The organism is Naasia lichenicola (assembly GCF_004801885.1).
In the GTDB taxonomy this organism is placed as follows: Bacteria; Actinomycetota; Actinomycetes; order Actinomycetales; family Microbacteriaceae; genus Naasia; species Naasia lichenicola.
Map to the genome: position 1 here is coordinate 551,042 of NZ_SSSM01000005.1, position 14,973 is coordinate 566,014.

Sequence of the window (14,973 nt, forward strand, 5' to 3'; positions counted from 1 at the left end):
ATGCGCGACTTCTCGCTCTCCGGACTCCTCCGGCTCCGCCGTCTGCAGCAGGATCAGGCAGGCGCCAACGTGCTGCGCGCGCGTTCCCGCGCATCGGAGCTCGCCGCCCAGCGCACCCACGTGCGCGAGGCGATGCTCGGCCAGAACAACGACGCCGCGAACATCAGCACGATGCACGCCATCGCCGCCGCGCGCGCATCGACCTCGAGCATGCTCGCCGACCTCGCCGCGCTCGAGATCGAGGCGCAGAGCGTCGTCGACGAGGCGACCCGCCAGCACGCCCTCGCCCGACGCGCTGTGCTCTCGATCGAGAAGCTCGAGACCAAGCACATCGATGCCGCCCGTTCCGAGGAGCTCCGCGCCGAGCAGAACATCCTCGACGAGCTGGCGATGCGCCCCAGATCCCGCTTCGGGGCGGATGACGAGTCCGTGCAGACGCCGTCGAACGGCGACGCCGCAGATGGCCTCGGCGACGCCGAACTCTCCGACTTCTCCGGCCACGCCAATCTCTCCGGACCCGAGGGCGGTGATCGCCGATGAGCGTCGCCGACATCCAGGCCTCGATCTCCGCCATCCAGTCCCGCATCGCCGAGCTCACGCAGGTGCGGCCGCCGGTCTCGGCCAGCGCCGCGAGCTCCAGCGCCAGCACCAGCGCGTCGACGTTCGCCGACGCCCTCAGCTCCGCCACCGACACGACCGCCACCGACACCTCGGTCACCGGCAGCGACGTCGCCGCCGCGGCCATGAAGTACGTGGGTACCCCCTATGTGCTCGGAGGCACCACGACGAGCGGCATCGACTGCTCCGGCCTGGTGCAGTCCGTCTACAAGGACCTCGGCGTCACCGTTCCCCGCCTCGTCAGCCAGCAGCAGTCGATCGGCACCGCGGTGCCCTCGCTCGCGCAGGCGAAGCCGGGCGACCTCATCGTGCTCGACGGCGGTGACCACATCGCGATCTACCTGGGCAACAACACCGTCGTGCACGCGCCCTACGAAGGCCGAGATGTGTCGGTGCAGAAGGCGTGGTTCGACGACAGCGACATCGTGACCATCCGCCGCGTCGTGCCGACCGACGAAGAGGCCGCGGCCGCGACCGCCGCCAAGGCCACGTCGTCGTCGCAGAGCGCGATCAACTCGGCCCTCTCATCGCTGATGAGCAGCTCGGGGACCGGCTCGAGCACGTCGATGCTGTCCTCCATGCTCGGCACCTCGTCGCTCTCGTCGGGCACCGACCTCTCGTCCATGCTCTCCTCCCTCACATCCGGCACCAGCACCGGCTCGTCGTCGTCGACCGCGGCCAACCAGATCGCAGCGGCGCGTGCCGCCCTCCTCGCAAGGAGCATCTCCTGACCCCCACACTCAGCCCCCTGCTGACGTCCGCCCCCGCGGCCGTCGGCGCTTCGCGGCCCGCCCCTGGAACCGGTTCCGCTTCCGGGGAGCGTGCCGACAGCTTCGGCGCCGCGTACGATCGCGCCAGCTCCGACCTGGGCCGGGAAGACCGGCCCACGCGTGCACCGGGCAGGGGCGACGTCTCACGCCGCCCCGACACCGGGACGCGGGACGCCTCGGCTGGACCCGCCTCCGAGGAGACGACCTCAGCGGACGACCCAGCCGTCGACGCGGACACCGTCGCGACGTCGACCCCCTCAGCTGCCACCGCACAGGACGCCCTCCTGCTCGCGATGGCCATCCCCGTGACCGTGCCTGCGACGCCGAGCCCGACCTCGGCAGCAGACGCGAACCCGACGGACGTCCCTGCGACGCCCGCTCCCGCCGTCCCGAACACGGCTAGCCCACTGCCCGGAGCCGCTCCGATCGCGGCTCCGGCAGCGGAGCCGGCCGTCGCCGCAGGAGCAGACGCCGCAGGAACGACCGGAAGCGACGTCGCCGCCGGCTTCCCGAGCCCCGCGACGGGAGAGGCGGCCGCCGCGATTTCCGCGACGGCCGCCCCTCAGCCCCGCCCCAAAAGCGCATCGCTGACCGGATCGGCCGCCGCCGACGACCGTCCTGACGCGACGGCAGACGCGACCACCGCGTCGGCCGATGGCTCTACGACTGTCAGCGATCCAGGATCCTCCGCCGCGGCCATCACCTCCGCCGACCAGGCATCCGGTTCCGCCGCGAACCCCTCGGCGGGCGCGACCCTGTCGCCCTCCGCCGCGGCGGCTGCCGGCGGCCCGCCTGCCGCCGAGCCGTCGCCCTCGGCACCCACGCCCGCACTCACTTCGACGGCGGCCCTCTCGACCGAGACCGCCGCACCAGCGGCCGCATCCCCGCGTCTCGCGGCAGCCCAGTCCGCTCCTGCCGCCTTCACACAGGCGCTCGCCGCCGCGACGGCTGCCGCCCTCCAGCCCGAGTCGTCGGACGCCACGAGTGCGGCTGCCGCGACGACGCCGATCGCGGCGCCCGACGCGGCCGTGCTGCCCACCACGATCACCATCGCGCCCGCCACCGCTCAGGCACCGGCACCCACGGTCGCTCCGACGGCGACCGCAGCCGCGTCGGCCCCGGCCACGGTCACCCCGACCCCGCTCCTCGAGCAGGTCACCGGCCCGATCGTCAACCTGCGCCAGTCGCCCGCCGGCGAGCACGTGATGACCCTCCGCGTCAGCCCCGAGAACCTGGGCCCGGTGACCGTGCGGGCGCACATCTCGGCAGCGGGCATGCAGGTGGAGATGTTCGCATCCACCGATCAGGCGCGCGATGCACTCAAGTCGCTGCTGCCCGACCTGCGACGCGACCTTGCCGCCTCCGGCGCGTCGTCAGCCCAGCAATCGTCCGCGAGCCTCAACCTGGGATCCGGAGATTCGCCAGCAGGACAGCAGCGCGATCGCTCCGGCGCCGACGGGATGCCTCGCTTCCCCGGTGCGACTCTTCGCAGCGCCACGATGGCAGCCCCAGAAGCCCCCACCCGCGCGTCCTCCTCACGCTCAGGCGGGTCCCTCCTCGACGTGATGGCCTGAGAGAAAGAGCACCGATGACCGACGCTGTGAACTCCACCACCGCCGCTACCGGCACGTCTCTGACCTCGACCGCTGCCGTGCGCAAGCCGACGCAGTCGTTCGACAGCGAGACCTTCATGAAGCTGCTCGTGGTCCAGCTCAAGTCGCAGGACCCGAGCTCGCCGATGGACACCAACGCCATGATCGGCCAGACCACGCAGCTGGCGACCATGGAGAAGCTGACCACCATGGCCGACCTCAGCGCGGACAGCTACTCGCTGCAGACCCGGATGGCGGCGGCGAACGTCGTCGGCAAGCAGGTCACCTACGCCGGAGCCGACGGCATCGCCGTAACCGGCATCGCGACCTCCGTCACGTTCAACGGGGACAAGCCGACCGTCACCGTGGGCGGCAAGACGATGGATCTCAGCGCCCTCAGCGGAGTCGCTGCGGCCTAGCCGAAGCGCCGCACCCCGTACTCCCGAACCTCACCGCACTGCTCTTCACAGCACCTCTCCGCATCGTCCTCCAGAAAGGCGCCACATGCTCCGCTCGCTCTACTCCGGAATCTCCGGTCTCCGTGCCCACCAGACCATGCTCGACGTGACCGGCAACAACATCGCCAACGTCAACACCACGGCGTTCAAGGCCTCGGCCGTGAACTTCCAGGACACGCTCTCGCAGCTGACCCAGGGCGCCGGCCTCTCGCAGGACGACGTCGGAGGCACGAACCCCGCCCAGATCGGCCTCGGCGTTCAGGTCGCCAGCATCACCGCCACGCAGACCCAGGGTGCGACCCAGACGACCGGCCGCAACACTGACATGCTCATCTCGGGCGACGGCTACTTCGTCACCAAGAACGCGGGGGAGACCCTCTTCACCCGCGCCGGCTCGTTCAGCTGGGACTCGTCGGGCAAGCTGACCACGGCCGACGGCTCGATCCTCCAGGGCTGGACCGCCGTGAACGGCTCGATCACCACCGGCTCGGGAATGGGACCCATCGACATCCCCCTCGGCCTCGTCGACCCCGCCAAGGAGTCCACCAAGGCGGCGGTCTCCGGCAACCTGCCCTCCGACGCCGCCGACGGCACCGTCATCACGCGCGATGTCCAGGTCTTCGACGGCGTCGGCAACGCACGCACGCTCACCGTGGACTTCACCTTCGACAAGGCGAACGACTCGTGGGACTACGCCGCGACGGACGGCACCGACTCGGCCACGGGAACCCTCGGCTTCACCGCCGGCAAGGCGTCGAGCGGCATGACCGCGGCCGTCGGCAGCGTCACCCTCGACATGACGGGTGTCTCCGGCTTCGCCCAGCTGAAGACGGTGGGCATCGTCCGCCAGGACGGCCAGCCGGCCGGATCGCTGCAGACGTTCAACCTGTCCGCCGACGGCACGCTCGTCGGGTCGTTCAGCAACGGCGCGACGGCCCCGATCGCCCGCATCGCGATGGCGACCTTCGTCAACGCGACCGGCCTCGAGAAGGCGGGATCCTCCTCCTACCGCGCATCGGTCAACTCGGGCGACGCCATCTTCGGCACGGCCGGGTCCGACGGCTTCGGCTCGATGGTCGGCGGCGCGCTCGAGATGTCCAACGTCGACCTGTCGCAGGAGTTCACCAACCTGATCGTCGCCCAGCGCGGCTTCCAGGCGAACGCCCGAATCATCACCACCTCCGACGAGGTCCTGCAGGAGCTCACGCAGCTCAAGCGCTAATCGCTCCCCGCTCGACGCAGAAGGCGGCCACCTCTCCACGGAGGTGGCCGCCTTCTCGTCTGTCCGAGGCCGCACTGCCCCCGGGCGTGCGTGTCCTGCTCCCGGTGGCTGAGCCGGGCGCTCTGCGCCCGTGTCGAAGCCCGGCTGCTCCGATCAGGTGCGGGCGAGCCGGGCCTTCTCCGCCTCGACGTCGTAGTCGGCGGCGGGCCACTGCGGGCCCAGCCGGCGCAGTGCGTCCAGCAGCAGCCCCTGCACCGCCCAGCGCGCGTACCACTTGTGATCGGCCGGCACGACGTACCACGGAGCGCTCGGCGTCGACGTGCGGGTGAGGGCGATCTGGTACGCCGCTTGATATGCCGCCCAGTGCATACGTTCGTCCACGTCGCCCGGGTTGTACTTCCAGTTCTTCTCCGGCGTCTCGAGCCGGGCCAGCAGCCGCGACTTCTGCTCGTCGGAGCTGATGTGCAGCATCACCTTGATGACGGTCGTTCCCGCCTCGACGAGCTCCCTCTCGAAGTCGGCGATGAGGCCGTAGCGCTCCTCGATCACCTCGAGCGTCGAGAAGCCGCGCACCCGGTGGATCAGCACGTCCTCGTAGTGCGACCGGTCGAACACGCCGATCTGGCCGGCGCGGGGAAGCTCCCTGCGCACCCGCCAGAGGAAGTCGTGCTCCTTCTCCTCGGCTGTCGGGGCCTTGAACGAGTGGATGCGCACGCCCTGCGGATCCACCTCGCCGATGACGTGCTCGAGGATGCCGCCCTTTCCCGCGGTGTCCATCGCCTGCAGCACGAGCAGCACGCTGCGGGTGCCGTCCTGCGTGCTCTCTGCGAACAGGCGCTCCTGCAGGTCGGCGAGCTCCATGCCGCGCTTAGCCAGCTCCTTCTCGGCGCGCTTGCGATCGGCGACCCCGGGCGACGACGAGGGGTCGACATCGGCGAGCACGAATCCGGACGCGACAGGGGAGAGCGGCTGCATGCCGCAACGCTAGTCCCGTGAGTTGCCCCGAATGGCGGGTATCTGGTCCGCGAGGTGACCCGGATGGCGGGTGCACGGCGGCAGCACCCTCCATTCGGGTCACCTCACCGACGAGTGGCCGCAGTGGGTGGCGACGCCGGCTGGGACGAGGCTCTGTGGAGAGTCGTCCACAGGCGCCGATTCTCTTCTCACAGAAGAACCGGGGACGGCCATCATCTGGCGGATGAACCAGCGCGCTCCCCTCCCCGATCCGATCGACGGCGGCCCGTTCACGGTCGCCCAGGCGATGGCGGCCGGGGTATCCCGCTCGCGACTTCGCGCGGGCGATCTCGCCAGCCCCTTCCATGGCGTGCGCTCACCTCAGCGTCCGGCCTCTCTCATCGGTCGCGCGTACGCCTACGCTCCGAAGCTGCTCCATGGTCGCTTCTTCAGCCACACAACCGCCGCTGTACTGCTGAAGATGAGGATGCCGACCGGCTTCGACGAGGACGTCCTGCACGTGTCCTCCGTGGCGCCGCGTAGAGCGCCTCGCGGAGCCGGGATCGTGGGCCATCAGGTCTCGATCGCCCCGGCGTTGGTGAGCAACTCCCGGCTCACCGTCGCCTCGCCTGTCGACACCTGGGTGGCGCTCGGAGCGTCGCTGCCACTCGTGGATCTCGTCGTCATGGGCGACGGCCTGGTTCGGCGGAGGGATCCTTCCGCATCGCTGCAGGAGCTCCGAGCGCGTATCGATGCACACGGCGGCGAACGGGGGAGCGCCGCGCTGCGGGAGGCGATCGAGCAGATGCGGGCAGGTACCGACTCCGCTCCCGAGACACGACTGAGGCTGATGCTGACGTCGGCCGGACTGAGTGAGCCCGAGGTGAACGGCGTGGTCGCCACCTCGCGCGGCCCGTTCCACGCCGATCTCCTCTTTCGCAGCGAAGGGGTGGTCGTCGAGTACGACGGTGAGCAGCACCGCACCGACGACCGTCAGTACGCCATCGACGTCGATCGCCTCGAGGCGATCGGGGCACGCTGGCGGATAGTGCGCGTCGACAAGCGCCTCCTGCGTCGGCCGGATGAAGTGGTCAGCCGCGTGCGGAGTGCGCTGGCCGGAAGCTGAGTGGGCCCGAATGGCAAGTGTTCCGCCGGTCACTTGACCTGAATGGTGGGTTGACGCCGCTCCAACCCACCATTCGGGTCACCTCGCGAGAGAACGGCAGGTCGGCCGCTCCGCAATTCCCCGGAAGGGGGACATCCGCGGGCTAACAAGGCGGGCCGGCTGGCCGATGGTTCACTTTGTCAGCTTCAGAGGCCCCACGGATGGGGTCCAGGACACGAACCCACGGATGGGGGAATCATGATTGTGTTGACGCGGCTCAACGGGAGCACGTTCGCTGTGAACCCGGACTTGATCGAGCGGATCCAGGAGAACCCGGACACCTCGATCGTCCTCGTAGACGGCACGACCTTCATCGTCCAGGAGAGCACTGGCGAGATCGTGGACGCCGTCGCGTCCTACCGTGCGCGGGTCATCGCGCTCGCCCACTCGTACAACTTCGATGGCCCTCAGGCTCCGCGCACTGCGCCGCGCCTCGGCATCGTGGACAGCTCCGGTCAGGTCGGAACAGGACGTAAGGGCACGCGCTGATGGATCCCGCACTCATCATCGGCATCGTGCTGGCGTTCGCGTCGCTCATCACGATGATCACGCTGGAAGGCGCCAGCATCGCGGCGCTCATCCTGCCCGCCCCGATGATCCTGGTACTCGGCGGCACCTTCGGCGTCGGCTTCGCGAGCACCACCATGAAGGACGCGCTGACCTCGCTGAAGAGCCTGCCCCGCTACATCCTGGGCAAGAACCAGGCGCCCCGCGCCGTCATCGACCAGGTCGTCGAGCTCGCCGAGATCGCTCGCAAGAACGGCCTTCTGGCGCTCGAGGCCGAGGCCGCCAAGATCGAGGACCCGTTCCTCAAGAAGGCGCTGCAGAACATCGCGGACGGCGTCGACGCCGACGACCTGCGCATCATGCTCGAGGACGAGGCGTCCACGCGCGAGCGCAGCGGTCAGAACGCATCGAAGTTCTTCAACTCGCTCGGCGGATTCGCGCCCACCATCGGCATCATCGGAACCGTCGTCTCGCTCACCCACGTGCTCGAGCACCTCGACGATCCGGCGAACCTCGGCCACTCCATCGCCGGCGCGTTCGTCGCCACGCTCTGGGGCGTCATGACGGCGAACTTCCTCTGGCTGCCCATCGGCGGTCGGATCACGAAGATCACCTCGCTCGAGTCCGAGCGCCTGACGATCCTCATCGAGGGGATCATGGCCCTGCAGGCCGGCAGCCAGCCGCGCCTGCTCAGCGAGCGCCTGCTCGCGATGATCCCCGCTGCAGAGCAGGGTGGCGGCAAGGCCGACAAGGGCGCCGACAAGGCGAAGAAGGCCGCGTAGTCCCATGAGTCACCCGAAACGCCGTGGCAAGGGCCATGGCGCGGAGTTCCACGTCGACGAGCGCTGGCTGGTCTCGTACGCCGACATGGTCACCGTGCTCATGTGCCTCTTCATCGTGCTCTACGCGATGTCGACGGTGGATCAGGACAAGTACACGAAGCTCAAGAACTCGCTCGCCACCGGCTTCGGCGTCACCAACAGCGACACGGTCGACACCGCCGCAGGCATCGTCGTGCCCGCCGAGCTCGTCGACAAGGACGGCGAGGGCTTCACCGCAGCCGCCCTGGCCTCACAGGAGGTGCAGCACCTCGAGGAGCTGCAGAACAACATCACGACAGCCATGGAGGCAGCCGGCGTCGCCGCCGAGGCCACCTTCACCATCGACTCGCGGGGCCTCACCATCGGCCTCGTGGGCACCGCGACGTACTTCGACGGCAACAGCGACCGGCTCCGGGGGGAAGCCGAGTCCGTGTTGAACTCGATCGGTCCGGTGCTCGGCCCGCTGCCGAACCTGATCACGGTCGAGGGGCACGCCGATCCCAACGGATCGCCGGCGCCCTTCGCATCGGACTGGGATCTCGCATCGGCGCGGGCCATCTCCGTGCTGCAGTACCTCGTCGGCCACGGGGGAGTGGGTCAGAACCGGATCTCGTCCATCTCGTTCGGCTCCACCAACCCGTCGGGCACCACGGCAGACCAGAACCGCCGCGTCGACATCGTCGTGCACACCGGCGTCTCGCAGGACGTCGCGGCTCTGATCCCGCAGGTGCTCGCCGAGGGCGCGACCCCGACGACCACACCCGCGACCGATCCGGCAGCGACGACGACGGATGCGGCCGCCGCGCCCACCACGGACAGCAGCGCCACTGACTCCAGCCACTCGTCGAGCAGTTCATCCTCCAGTTCATCCAGCTCGAGCAGCTCCCACGAATCGAGCTCATCCAGCGGGCACTGACAGCAGGCGGATCGAGACATTCCGCGCAACCTCTCGGGCGCAGACCCGGGCGTGACCGATACTCGGCCTCGTGACGAATCGGGACGTGCCGCGCTCGCCCGTCGTCGCGCCCGGAACCGAGGTCGCTGTCTACGACTTCGAGCGTCCGTCGACCCTTTCCCAGGCGCAGCTCCGGATGCTCGAGGGCAGCTTCGAGCAGTTCGCCCACCAGTGGGGCACCACCCTCACCGCCAAGCTCCGCGTCGTCTCCAGCGTCACGTTCGGCAGCGCGATGATGCTGCCCTACCGCGCCTACCTCGAGACGCTTCCCGACACGGCGGCGATGATCGTCTGCGCCCTGGACGGCTACGCGCCGCGTGCGGTCGTCCAGGTCCCCGCCGTGGAGATGCTCGGCTGGATCGGCCGGATGCTCGGCGGCAGCGGCAGGATCCAGCCCGCCGACCGCCCGTTCACCGCCCTCGAAGAGGCGCTCGTCGGACGGATGGTGGACGAGACCCTGGAGGACCTGCGATTCGCCCTCGACGGGCTCCTCCCCATGCACGCGGGGGTAGAGCAGTTCCACCACCTCCCGCTCGACGCCATCGTCGCCGAGTCGGCAGAGCTGATGATCGTCGCCGACTTCGCGCTCAAGGTCGGAGGCCAGGCCAGCACGGGAACCGTGGCCATTCCCGCCGCGGCGATCATGCCCCAGCTCGGCGATGGATCACCCCCGCAGAGCTCCGCCGAGGTGCTCACGATGCTGCAGGCGCACGTCATCGAGTCGCCGGTCGATATCGGACTGCGATTCGCTCCAACGCGTGTCGGTCCGGCGATTGTGCTCGGTCTCGCCGAAGGTGATGTCATACCCCTTTCCCACCCCCAGCATCTCCCGCTGGCTCTGACTCTGGACGACGAGATCATCGTCCACGCCGCCGTAGGCGCCAATGGCGACCGGCTCGCGTGCGTGATCGTCGACTACCAGGAGGCATCGTGACCACCACCGGCCCCATGACCGCCGGCTCGGCGGCTCCTGGCATGGCTCCTGGCGCTGGTGCCTACGGCAGTCCGCACAGTGCCGGTCCGAACAGCACCGAGGCGCGGATCGCGGACATCCTCGTCCAGCACCTGCCCGGCCGCGCGCTGATGGCGAACCCGCACGTCGGCGGCCCCATCCCCGCGGATGCGCTCGCGCTCGCCGTCTCGGCGACCTACGTCGGATCGCGCTCCGCCGATCTGGGTGTCATCCTGCTGGACCGCGAAGAGCTCCTCGAAGCGGCCGGCGGCGACGCCTCCCGCGTGCGGGTCGGCGATGTGCTGCGCCCGTCGTTCGAGGCGGCCACCAGCCTGATCGGCGGAGGCATGCTCGGCGAGACCTCCGAAGCGAGCGCCGCGACCCTCTTCGGATCTCCCGACACGACGATCTTCGACCTCGTGGGGGAGCAGGGCGTCGCCGGCTGGTTCGCCATCGCGCTCCGCGCCGCCCCTGGCCGCCCCGCCGCCGCCGACCCCACCCTGCCGTCGCGGCTCGGCCGCATCAGCAACGTCGAGATGACTCTCACCGTGGAGATCGGCCGCACCACGATGTCGGTGCGCGACCTGCTCTCCGTCACCCCCGGCACCGTCATCGAGCTCGACCGCTCGGTGGGCTCGACGGCCGATGTGCACCTCAACGGCCGCCTGATCGCGCACGGCGAGATCGTCGTCGTGGACCAGGTCTTCGCCGTCCGGATCACCCAGGTGCTCGACTCGATCGACGAAGGGTGACCCGGTGGATACCGTATTCCTCGCCCTTCGCGTCATCATCTCGCTCGGCGCCGTGCTCGGCGCCATCTGGTTCCTGCACCGCTGGCTGACCAAGGGCAACAAGAGTCCCGCCAAGCGCGCCGGCAAGGCCATCACGGTCGTCGCCCGGCAGAGCCTCGGCGCCAAGGCCTCCGTCGCCGTCATCGAGACCCAGAACGCCCGCTTCCTGCTCGGCGTGACCGAGCAGTCCGTGACCATCCTCGACCGCATCGACATCGAGGTCGCCGAGACCACCGTCATCGAGATCCCGACGGCGAAGACCGCGACCACTACTACCGCCGCTGATGCGTCCGCGACGGCTCGCGCGGTCGCCGAGTTCGCAGACGCCGACTTCGCCGAGGCCGAGCGCGCGGCGAGCGCCGCCGCCGATCGCGCCGCGGCGCAGATCCTGCTCCCCGCGCCTCCCGCGCTCGCGACGACGCCGGCCACCGCCACCAGCGTGCCGATCGTCGTCCCGGCGCCGGTCGCCTCGTTCGAGCAGGCGCTCAGCGAGGCCCGCGCCGCCGGTGCCCGCCAGCAGCTCACCGGCGAGCTCAGCATCGCGGAGGCCCGACGGCCGCTGACCGCGCCCATCCCGCTGCTGCCCGCCACCCGCCGCGCTCTGCGTGAGGCGGAGGCCGCGCAGGCGACTGCATCGAAGGCGACATCATCCAAGAAGGGCGGCGACAGGAAGTCGGCCGACCCCAAGTCGACGGGGAGAAAGCCGTCGGCCGAGAAGGCGCAGGATGCGCGTACGGCAGAGAAGAAGAGCCCGATAGCGGGCTCCATCCTGTCGCCCGACACCTGGCGCCAGACGGCCGAAGCCTTGCGACGGGCTAGGTGAGCTCAGCCGCGGATGCGGCACTCTCGATTGCGGCACCCGACCGCGACGCGAAGACCCGTCGCACCGCTCCCCCCAGCAGCTTCAGTCTGCGCACCATCGCCCTGATCTCGGGCGGCGTGCTCCTCGGCACCATCCTCGCGATGGTCATCCCGCAGCTCGCGCACGCCACCGAGCTGACCGGGCCGACCGCGCCGACGCCCGTCGAGACGCCCAGCGTCGGCGACATCTCGATCAACATCAACGGACCGGGCGGCGCACCCTCGACGTCCGTCGTCGTGCTCATCGGCATCACGCTGCTGTCCATCGCCCCGGCGCTGCTGCTGATGATGTCCTCGTTCACCAAGATCTTCGTGGTGCTCGCGATGACCCGCAACGCGCTCGGACTGCCGACCATCCCGCCGAATCAGGTGCTCGCCGGCCTGTCGCTGTTCCTGTCGCTGTTCATCATGTGGCCGGTGCTCAACACGATCAACGTGGACGCCGTTCAGCCGTTCATGGCGGGCAGCATCGACTTCAACGCCGCGATCCACCTGGCCGCCGGGCCGCTCAAGACGTTCATGCTCGCGCACACCCGCGAGGACGACATCGCGCTGATGACCCGCGCGGCGAACATGCCGAATCCGGCGTCCCCGGACGCGGTGTCGATGGTGACCCTGATCCCGTCGTTCATGATCTCGGAGCTGCGCGCCGCGTTCATCATCGGCCTCGTGATCTTCGTGCCGTTCCTGATCATCGACCTCGTCGTCGCATCGGGTCTGATGGCGATGGGCATGATGATGCTCCCGCCCGTCATGATCGCGCTGCCGTTCAAGATCCTGCTCTTCATCCTCGTGGATGGCTGGGGCCTCATCATCACCGCGCTCGTCCAGAGCTACAACGGATCGGGTTAGCCATGGACCAGAACGCCGTCATCGACCTCGCCCTCAAGTCCCTCGTGCTCGCGGCGAAGCTCGCCGCGCCCATGCTCGTCACCTCGCTGGTGGTCGGCTTCGCGATCTCCGTGTTCCAGTCGATCACGCAGATCCAGGAGGTCACCCTCTCCTTCGTGCCGAAGGCCGTCGCGGTCGCCGTCGCGCTCATCGTCTGCGGCCACTGGATGATCAGCGAGAGCATCTCCTTCACCACGAGCCTGTTCGCCACGATCCCGAATCTCATCGGCGGCGGCTGATGCAGATCGCCCTCAACATGGCCTGGGTCGAGGCGGCCATGCTCGCCGGGGTGCGCATCGTGGCGTTCCTCATCATCGCTCCGCCGTTCTCCTTCGGTGCGATCCCGCTGCGGATCAAGGGCATGCTCGCGGTTGCACTCGCCATCGTCGTCGCCCCGCGCGCCACCGACGGCTACACCGCATCACTGGAGACGGGCCCGTTCCTGCTCGCCCTCGTCAGCCAGCTGATCATCGGCGCGCTGCTCGGCTTCTTCGTCTTCCTGGTGTTCTCGGCGGTGCAGAGCGCGGGCAACCTGATCGACCTGTTCGGCGGCTTCCAGATCGCCCAGGCGTTCGATCCGCAGATGCTGCTGAGCGGTGCCCAGTTCACCCGCCTGATGCAGATGATCGCGCTCGGCCTGCTCTTCGTGAGCGGCGGCTACGAGCTGATCCTCGGCGGGCTGTTCCGCACCTTCGACGCGATCCCGGTCGACGGCATGATCAACATGGTCGACCCGGGCAACATGCTCATCACGGGCCTCTCCCAGATGTTCCTCGCGTCGGTGCAGATCGCCGGTCCACTCGTCATCGTGCTGTTCCTGGCGGATGTCGGACTCGGTCTGCTGACTCGCGTCGCGCCCGCGCTCAACGCCTTCCAGCTGGGCTTCCCGCTGAAGATCCTGATCACGCTGCTCGTCGGCGGTGTCATCTTCCTCGCGCTGCCACGCCTCACCGGTGCGCTGGTCGAGGACGCCATGACCATGGTGGGAGGTGTGAGCTAGATGCCCGATCAGCCCTCAGGCGAGAAGACCGAGCAGGCGACCCCGAAGCGGATGAAGGAGGTCCGCGAGAAGGGGCAGCTGTCCTCCTCGAAGGACTTCACCGGCTGGATCTCGATGGCTGGCGCCGCTGTCACCATCCCCGCGGTGCTCGCCGCCGGCTCGGAGTCGACGAGCGCGATGGTCTCGAGCTTCCGGACGCTGGTCCGGCGCCCCGAGCCGGAGGTCGCGCTCGACTTCACCATCAATGCGCTCAGCCAGGTGCTGCCGATCCTCGCGCCCATGCTCGCCGTCGTGGTGATCGCCACGATCGTGGCCTCGATGCTGCAGGGCGGCATCCACTTCAAGAAGTTCAAGCCGAGCTTCGAGAACTTCGACCTCCTCAAGGGCTTCGGCCGGATCTTCGGCAAGCAGGCGCTGTGGGAGGGCGCGAAGGCGCTGCTCAAGACAGCCGTGGTCGGACTGGTGCTCGTGGTCGCGATCCAGGGGCTCGTCCCGCTGCTGATGGATGCCGGAGGCCTCCCCGTCTCGAGCCTGCTGAACACCGCGTCGACCGCCGTCGGCGGACTGATGCAGGCGGCCATCGCGGCCGGCATCGGGCTGGCGGTGCTCGACGTCTTCGTGGTCATGATGCGCAACCGCAAGAAGACGATGATGACGAAGCAGGAGATCAAGGACGAGAGCAAGAGCTCCGAAGGCGACCCGCACGTCAAGGGCCAACGCCGAGCTCGGCAGATGCAGATGTCCCGCAACCGGATGATGGCGGCCATCGCCGACGCGGACGTCGTCATGCTGAACCCGACCCACATCGCCGTGGCGCTCAAGTACGAGCCGGGAAAGTCTGCCCCTCGCGTCGTCGCGAAGGGCTCGGGCGCGATCGCCGCCAAGATCCGCGAGAAGGCGGCCGAGCACCGGGTGCCGATGGTGGAGAACATTCCGCTCGCGCGCGCCCTGCACGCCGCGTGCGAGGTGGGGCAGGAGATCCCCGAGGAGCTCTACGGGCAGGTGGCCCAGGTGCTCGCCTTCGTCATGTCCCTGAAGCGCCGCGGCGCCGCCATGGGCGTGCACCGTCTTGCGACCGCCGCTGCCGCGTAGGCGCTGCTCGGCGACGTTGGGCTGAGGAGCCTGCGCATCCCGTCTGCCGCGGGTCATCGGAGGTCGTAGGGTCCGGTGCGCTGGGGAGATCTCCGGTCCACCGGCAGATCTCAGGTCTTCGTATCGTTGGCTCCTGATAGCTCCCGCTCCACCTGAGAACCCCCGCCTCCATCCCCGTTCCACGACACCCGCCGCCTGAATTCAGGTGGCTGTGATGTTCTCAGGCCACATACGCCACATCCACCTGAATTCCTCACATCTCCCTGAATTCAGGAAGCCCCGGACCCCGTCCCACCACCCATCCCCAGCGCCCTGGACCGCCAC

General features: G+C 69.1%; 17 protein-coding genes. 16 read left to right on the forward strand and 1 reads right to left on the reverse strand.

Annotated elements, in window-relative coordinates; genetic code table 11:
* From E6C64_RS13485 to E6C64_RS13505, 5 genes are all read left to right on the forward strand, one after another.
* A complete protein-coding gene (locus E6C64_RS13485) occupies positions 1–540 on the forward strand; it encodes a flagellar export protein FliJ (RefSeq protein ID WP_136428004.1) in 540 nt (179 codons plus the stop codon).
* On the forward strand, positions 537–1,349 hold the full coding sequence (locus tag E6C64_RS13490; protein ID WP_136428005.1) for a C40 family peptidase: 813 nt from the start codon (positions 537–539) through the stop codon (positions 1,347–1,349). Before E6C64_RS13485 ends, E6C64_RS13490 begins: the two co-directional genes overlap by 4 nt.
* A 332-nt stretch (positions 1,350–1,681) precedes the next feature.
* A complete protein-coding gene (locus E6C64_RS13495) occupies positions 1,682–2,962 on the forward strand; it encodes a flagellar hook-length control protein FliK (RefSeq protein WP_136428006.1) in 1,281 nt (426 codons plus the stop codon).
* 14 nt (positions 2,963–2,976) lie between these two features.
* Complete coding sequence (locus E6C64_RS13500) at positions 2,977–3,399, forward strand: flagellar hook assembly protein FlgD (protein WP_136428007.1); 423 nt, start codon at positions 2,977–2,979, stop codon at positions 3,397–3,399.
* A gap of 85 nt (positions 3,400–3,484) precedes the next feature.
* The gene (locus E6C64_RS13505) at positions 3,485–4,660 is read left to right on the forward strand and encodes a flagellar hook protein FlgE (RefSeq protein ID WP_136428008.1); all 1,176 of its coding nucleotides are present in this window, start codon (positions 3,485–3,487) and stop codon (positions 4,658–4,660) included.
* A 153-nt stretch (positions 4,661–4,813) separates the two neighbouring features.
* Here the strand turns inward: E6C64_RS13505 and E6C64_RS13510 are convergent, their stop codons facing one another.
* On the reverse strand, positions 4,814–5,635 hold the full coding sequence (locus tag E6C64_RS13510) for a PPK2 family polyphosphate kinase (RefSeq protein WP_136428009.1): 822 nt from the start codon (positions 5,633–5,635) through the stop codon (positions 4,814–4,816).
* Between the two features lie 223 nt (positions 5,636–5,858).
* Here E6C64_RS13510 and E6C64_RS13515 point away from each other — a divergent pair, with 223 nt between their 5' ends.
* The 11 genes from E6C64_RS13515 to E6C64_RS13565 all read left to right on the forward strand — a co-directional run bounded on the left by E6C64_RS13515 (position 5,859) and on the right by E6C64_RS13565 (position 14,649).
* Complete coding sequence (locus E6C64_RS13515; protein WP_136428010.1) at positions 5,859–6,740, forward strand: endonuclease domain-containing protein; 882 nt, start codon at positions 5,859–5,861, stop codon at positions 6,738–6,740.
* Between the two features lie 237 nt (positions 6,741–6,977).
* A complete protein-coding gene (locus E6C64_RS13520; RefSeq protein ID WP_136428011.1) occupies positions 6,978–7,268 on the forward strand; it encodes a flagellar FlbD family protein in 291 nt (96 codons plus the stop codon).
* Positions 7,268–8,068: a motility protein A gene (locus E6C64_RS13525; RefSeq protein ID WP_136428012.1), complete on the forward strand. Its 801-nt coding sequence runs from the start codon at positions 7,268–7,270 to the stop codon at positions 8,066–8,068. Before E6C64_RS13520 ends, E6C64_RS13525 begins: the two co-directional genes overlap by 1 nt.
* A gap of 4 nt (positions 8,069–8,072) precedes the next feature.
* Positions 8,073–9,023, forward strand: coding sequence for an OmpA/MotB family protein (locus E6C64_RS13530; RefSeq protein ID WP_136428013.1), 951 nt, complete (start codon positions 8,073–8,075; stop codon positions 9,021–9,023).
* Between the two features lie 70 nt (positions 9,024–9,093).
* On the forward strand, positions 9,094–9,996 hold the full coding sequence (locus tag E6C64_RS13535; protein WP_136428014.1) for a flagellar motor switch protein FliM: 903 nt from the start codon (positions 9,094–9,096) through the stop codon (positions 9,994–9,996).
* Entirely contained in the window at positions 9,993–10,766 is a 774-nt protein-coding gene (gene fliN / locus E6C64_RS13540) for a flagellar motor switch protein FliN (protein WP_233255627.1), read from the forward strand. The genes E6C64_RS13535 and fliN overlap by 4 nt, the downstream gene beginning before the upstream one ends.
* 4 nt (positions 10,767–10,770) lie before the next feature.
* Positions 10,771–11,628 carry a flagellar biosynthetic protein FliO gene (gene fliO, locus E6C64_RS13545; RefSeq protein WP_136428015.1) on the forward strand — a complete coding sequence of 286 codons (858 nt, stop codon included), beginning with the start codon at positions 10,771–10,773 and terminating at the stop codon, positions 11,626–11,628.
* A 140-nt stretch (positions 11,629–11,768) separates the two neighbouring features.
* Positions 11,769–12,518 carry a flagellar type III secretion system pore protein FliP gene (gene fliP, locus E6C64_RS13550; RefSeq protein ID WP_136428708.1) on the forward strand — a complete coding sequence of 250 codons (750 nt, stop codon included), beginning with the start codon at positions 11,769–11,771 and terminating at the stop codon, positions 12,516–12,518.
* A 2-nt stretch (positions 12,519–12,520) separates the two neighbouring features.
* Positions 12,521–12,796, forward strand: a complete 276-nt coding sequence (gene fliQ, locus E6C64_RS13555) for a flagellar biosynthesis protein FliQ (RefSeq protein ID WP_136428016.1) — start codon at positions 12,521–12,523, stop codon at positions 12,794–12,796.
* The gene (locus E6C64_RS13560) at positions 12,796–13,557 is read left to right on the forward strand and encodes a flagellar biosynthetic protein FliR (RefSeq protein WP_136428017.1); all 762 of its coding nucleotides are present in this window, start codon (positions 12,796–12,798) and stop codon (positions 13,555–13,557) included. Before fliQ ends, E6C64_RS13560 begins: the two co-directional genes overlap by 1 nt.
* Positions 13,558–14,649, forward strand: coding sequence for an EscU/YscU/HrcU family type III secretion system export apparatus switch protein (locus tag E6C64_RS13565; RefSeq protein ID WP_136428018.1), 1,092 nt, complete (start codon positions 13,558–13,560; stop codon positions 14,647–14,649). It begins immediately after the preceding gene.
* Positions 14,650–14,973 lie beyond the last annotated feature (324 nt).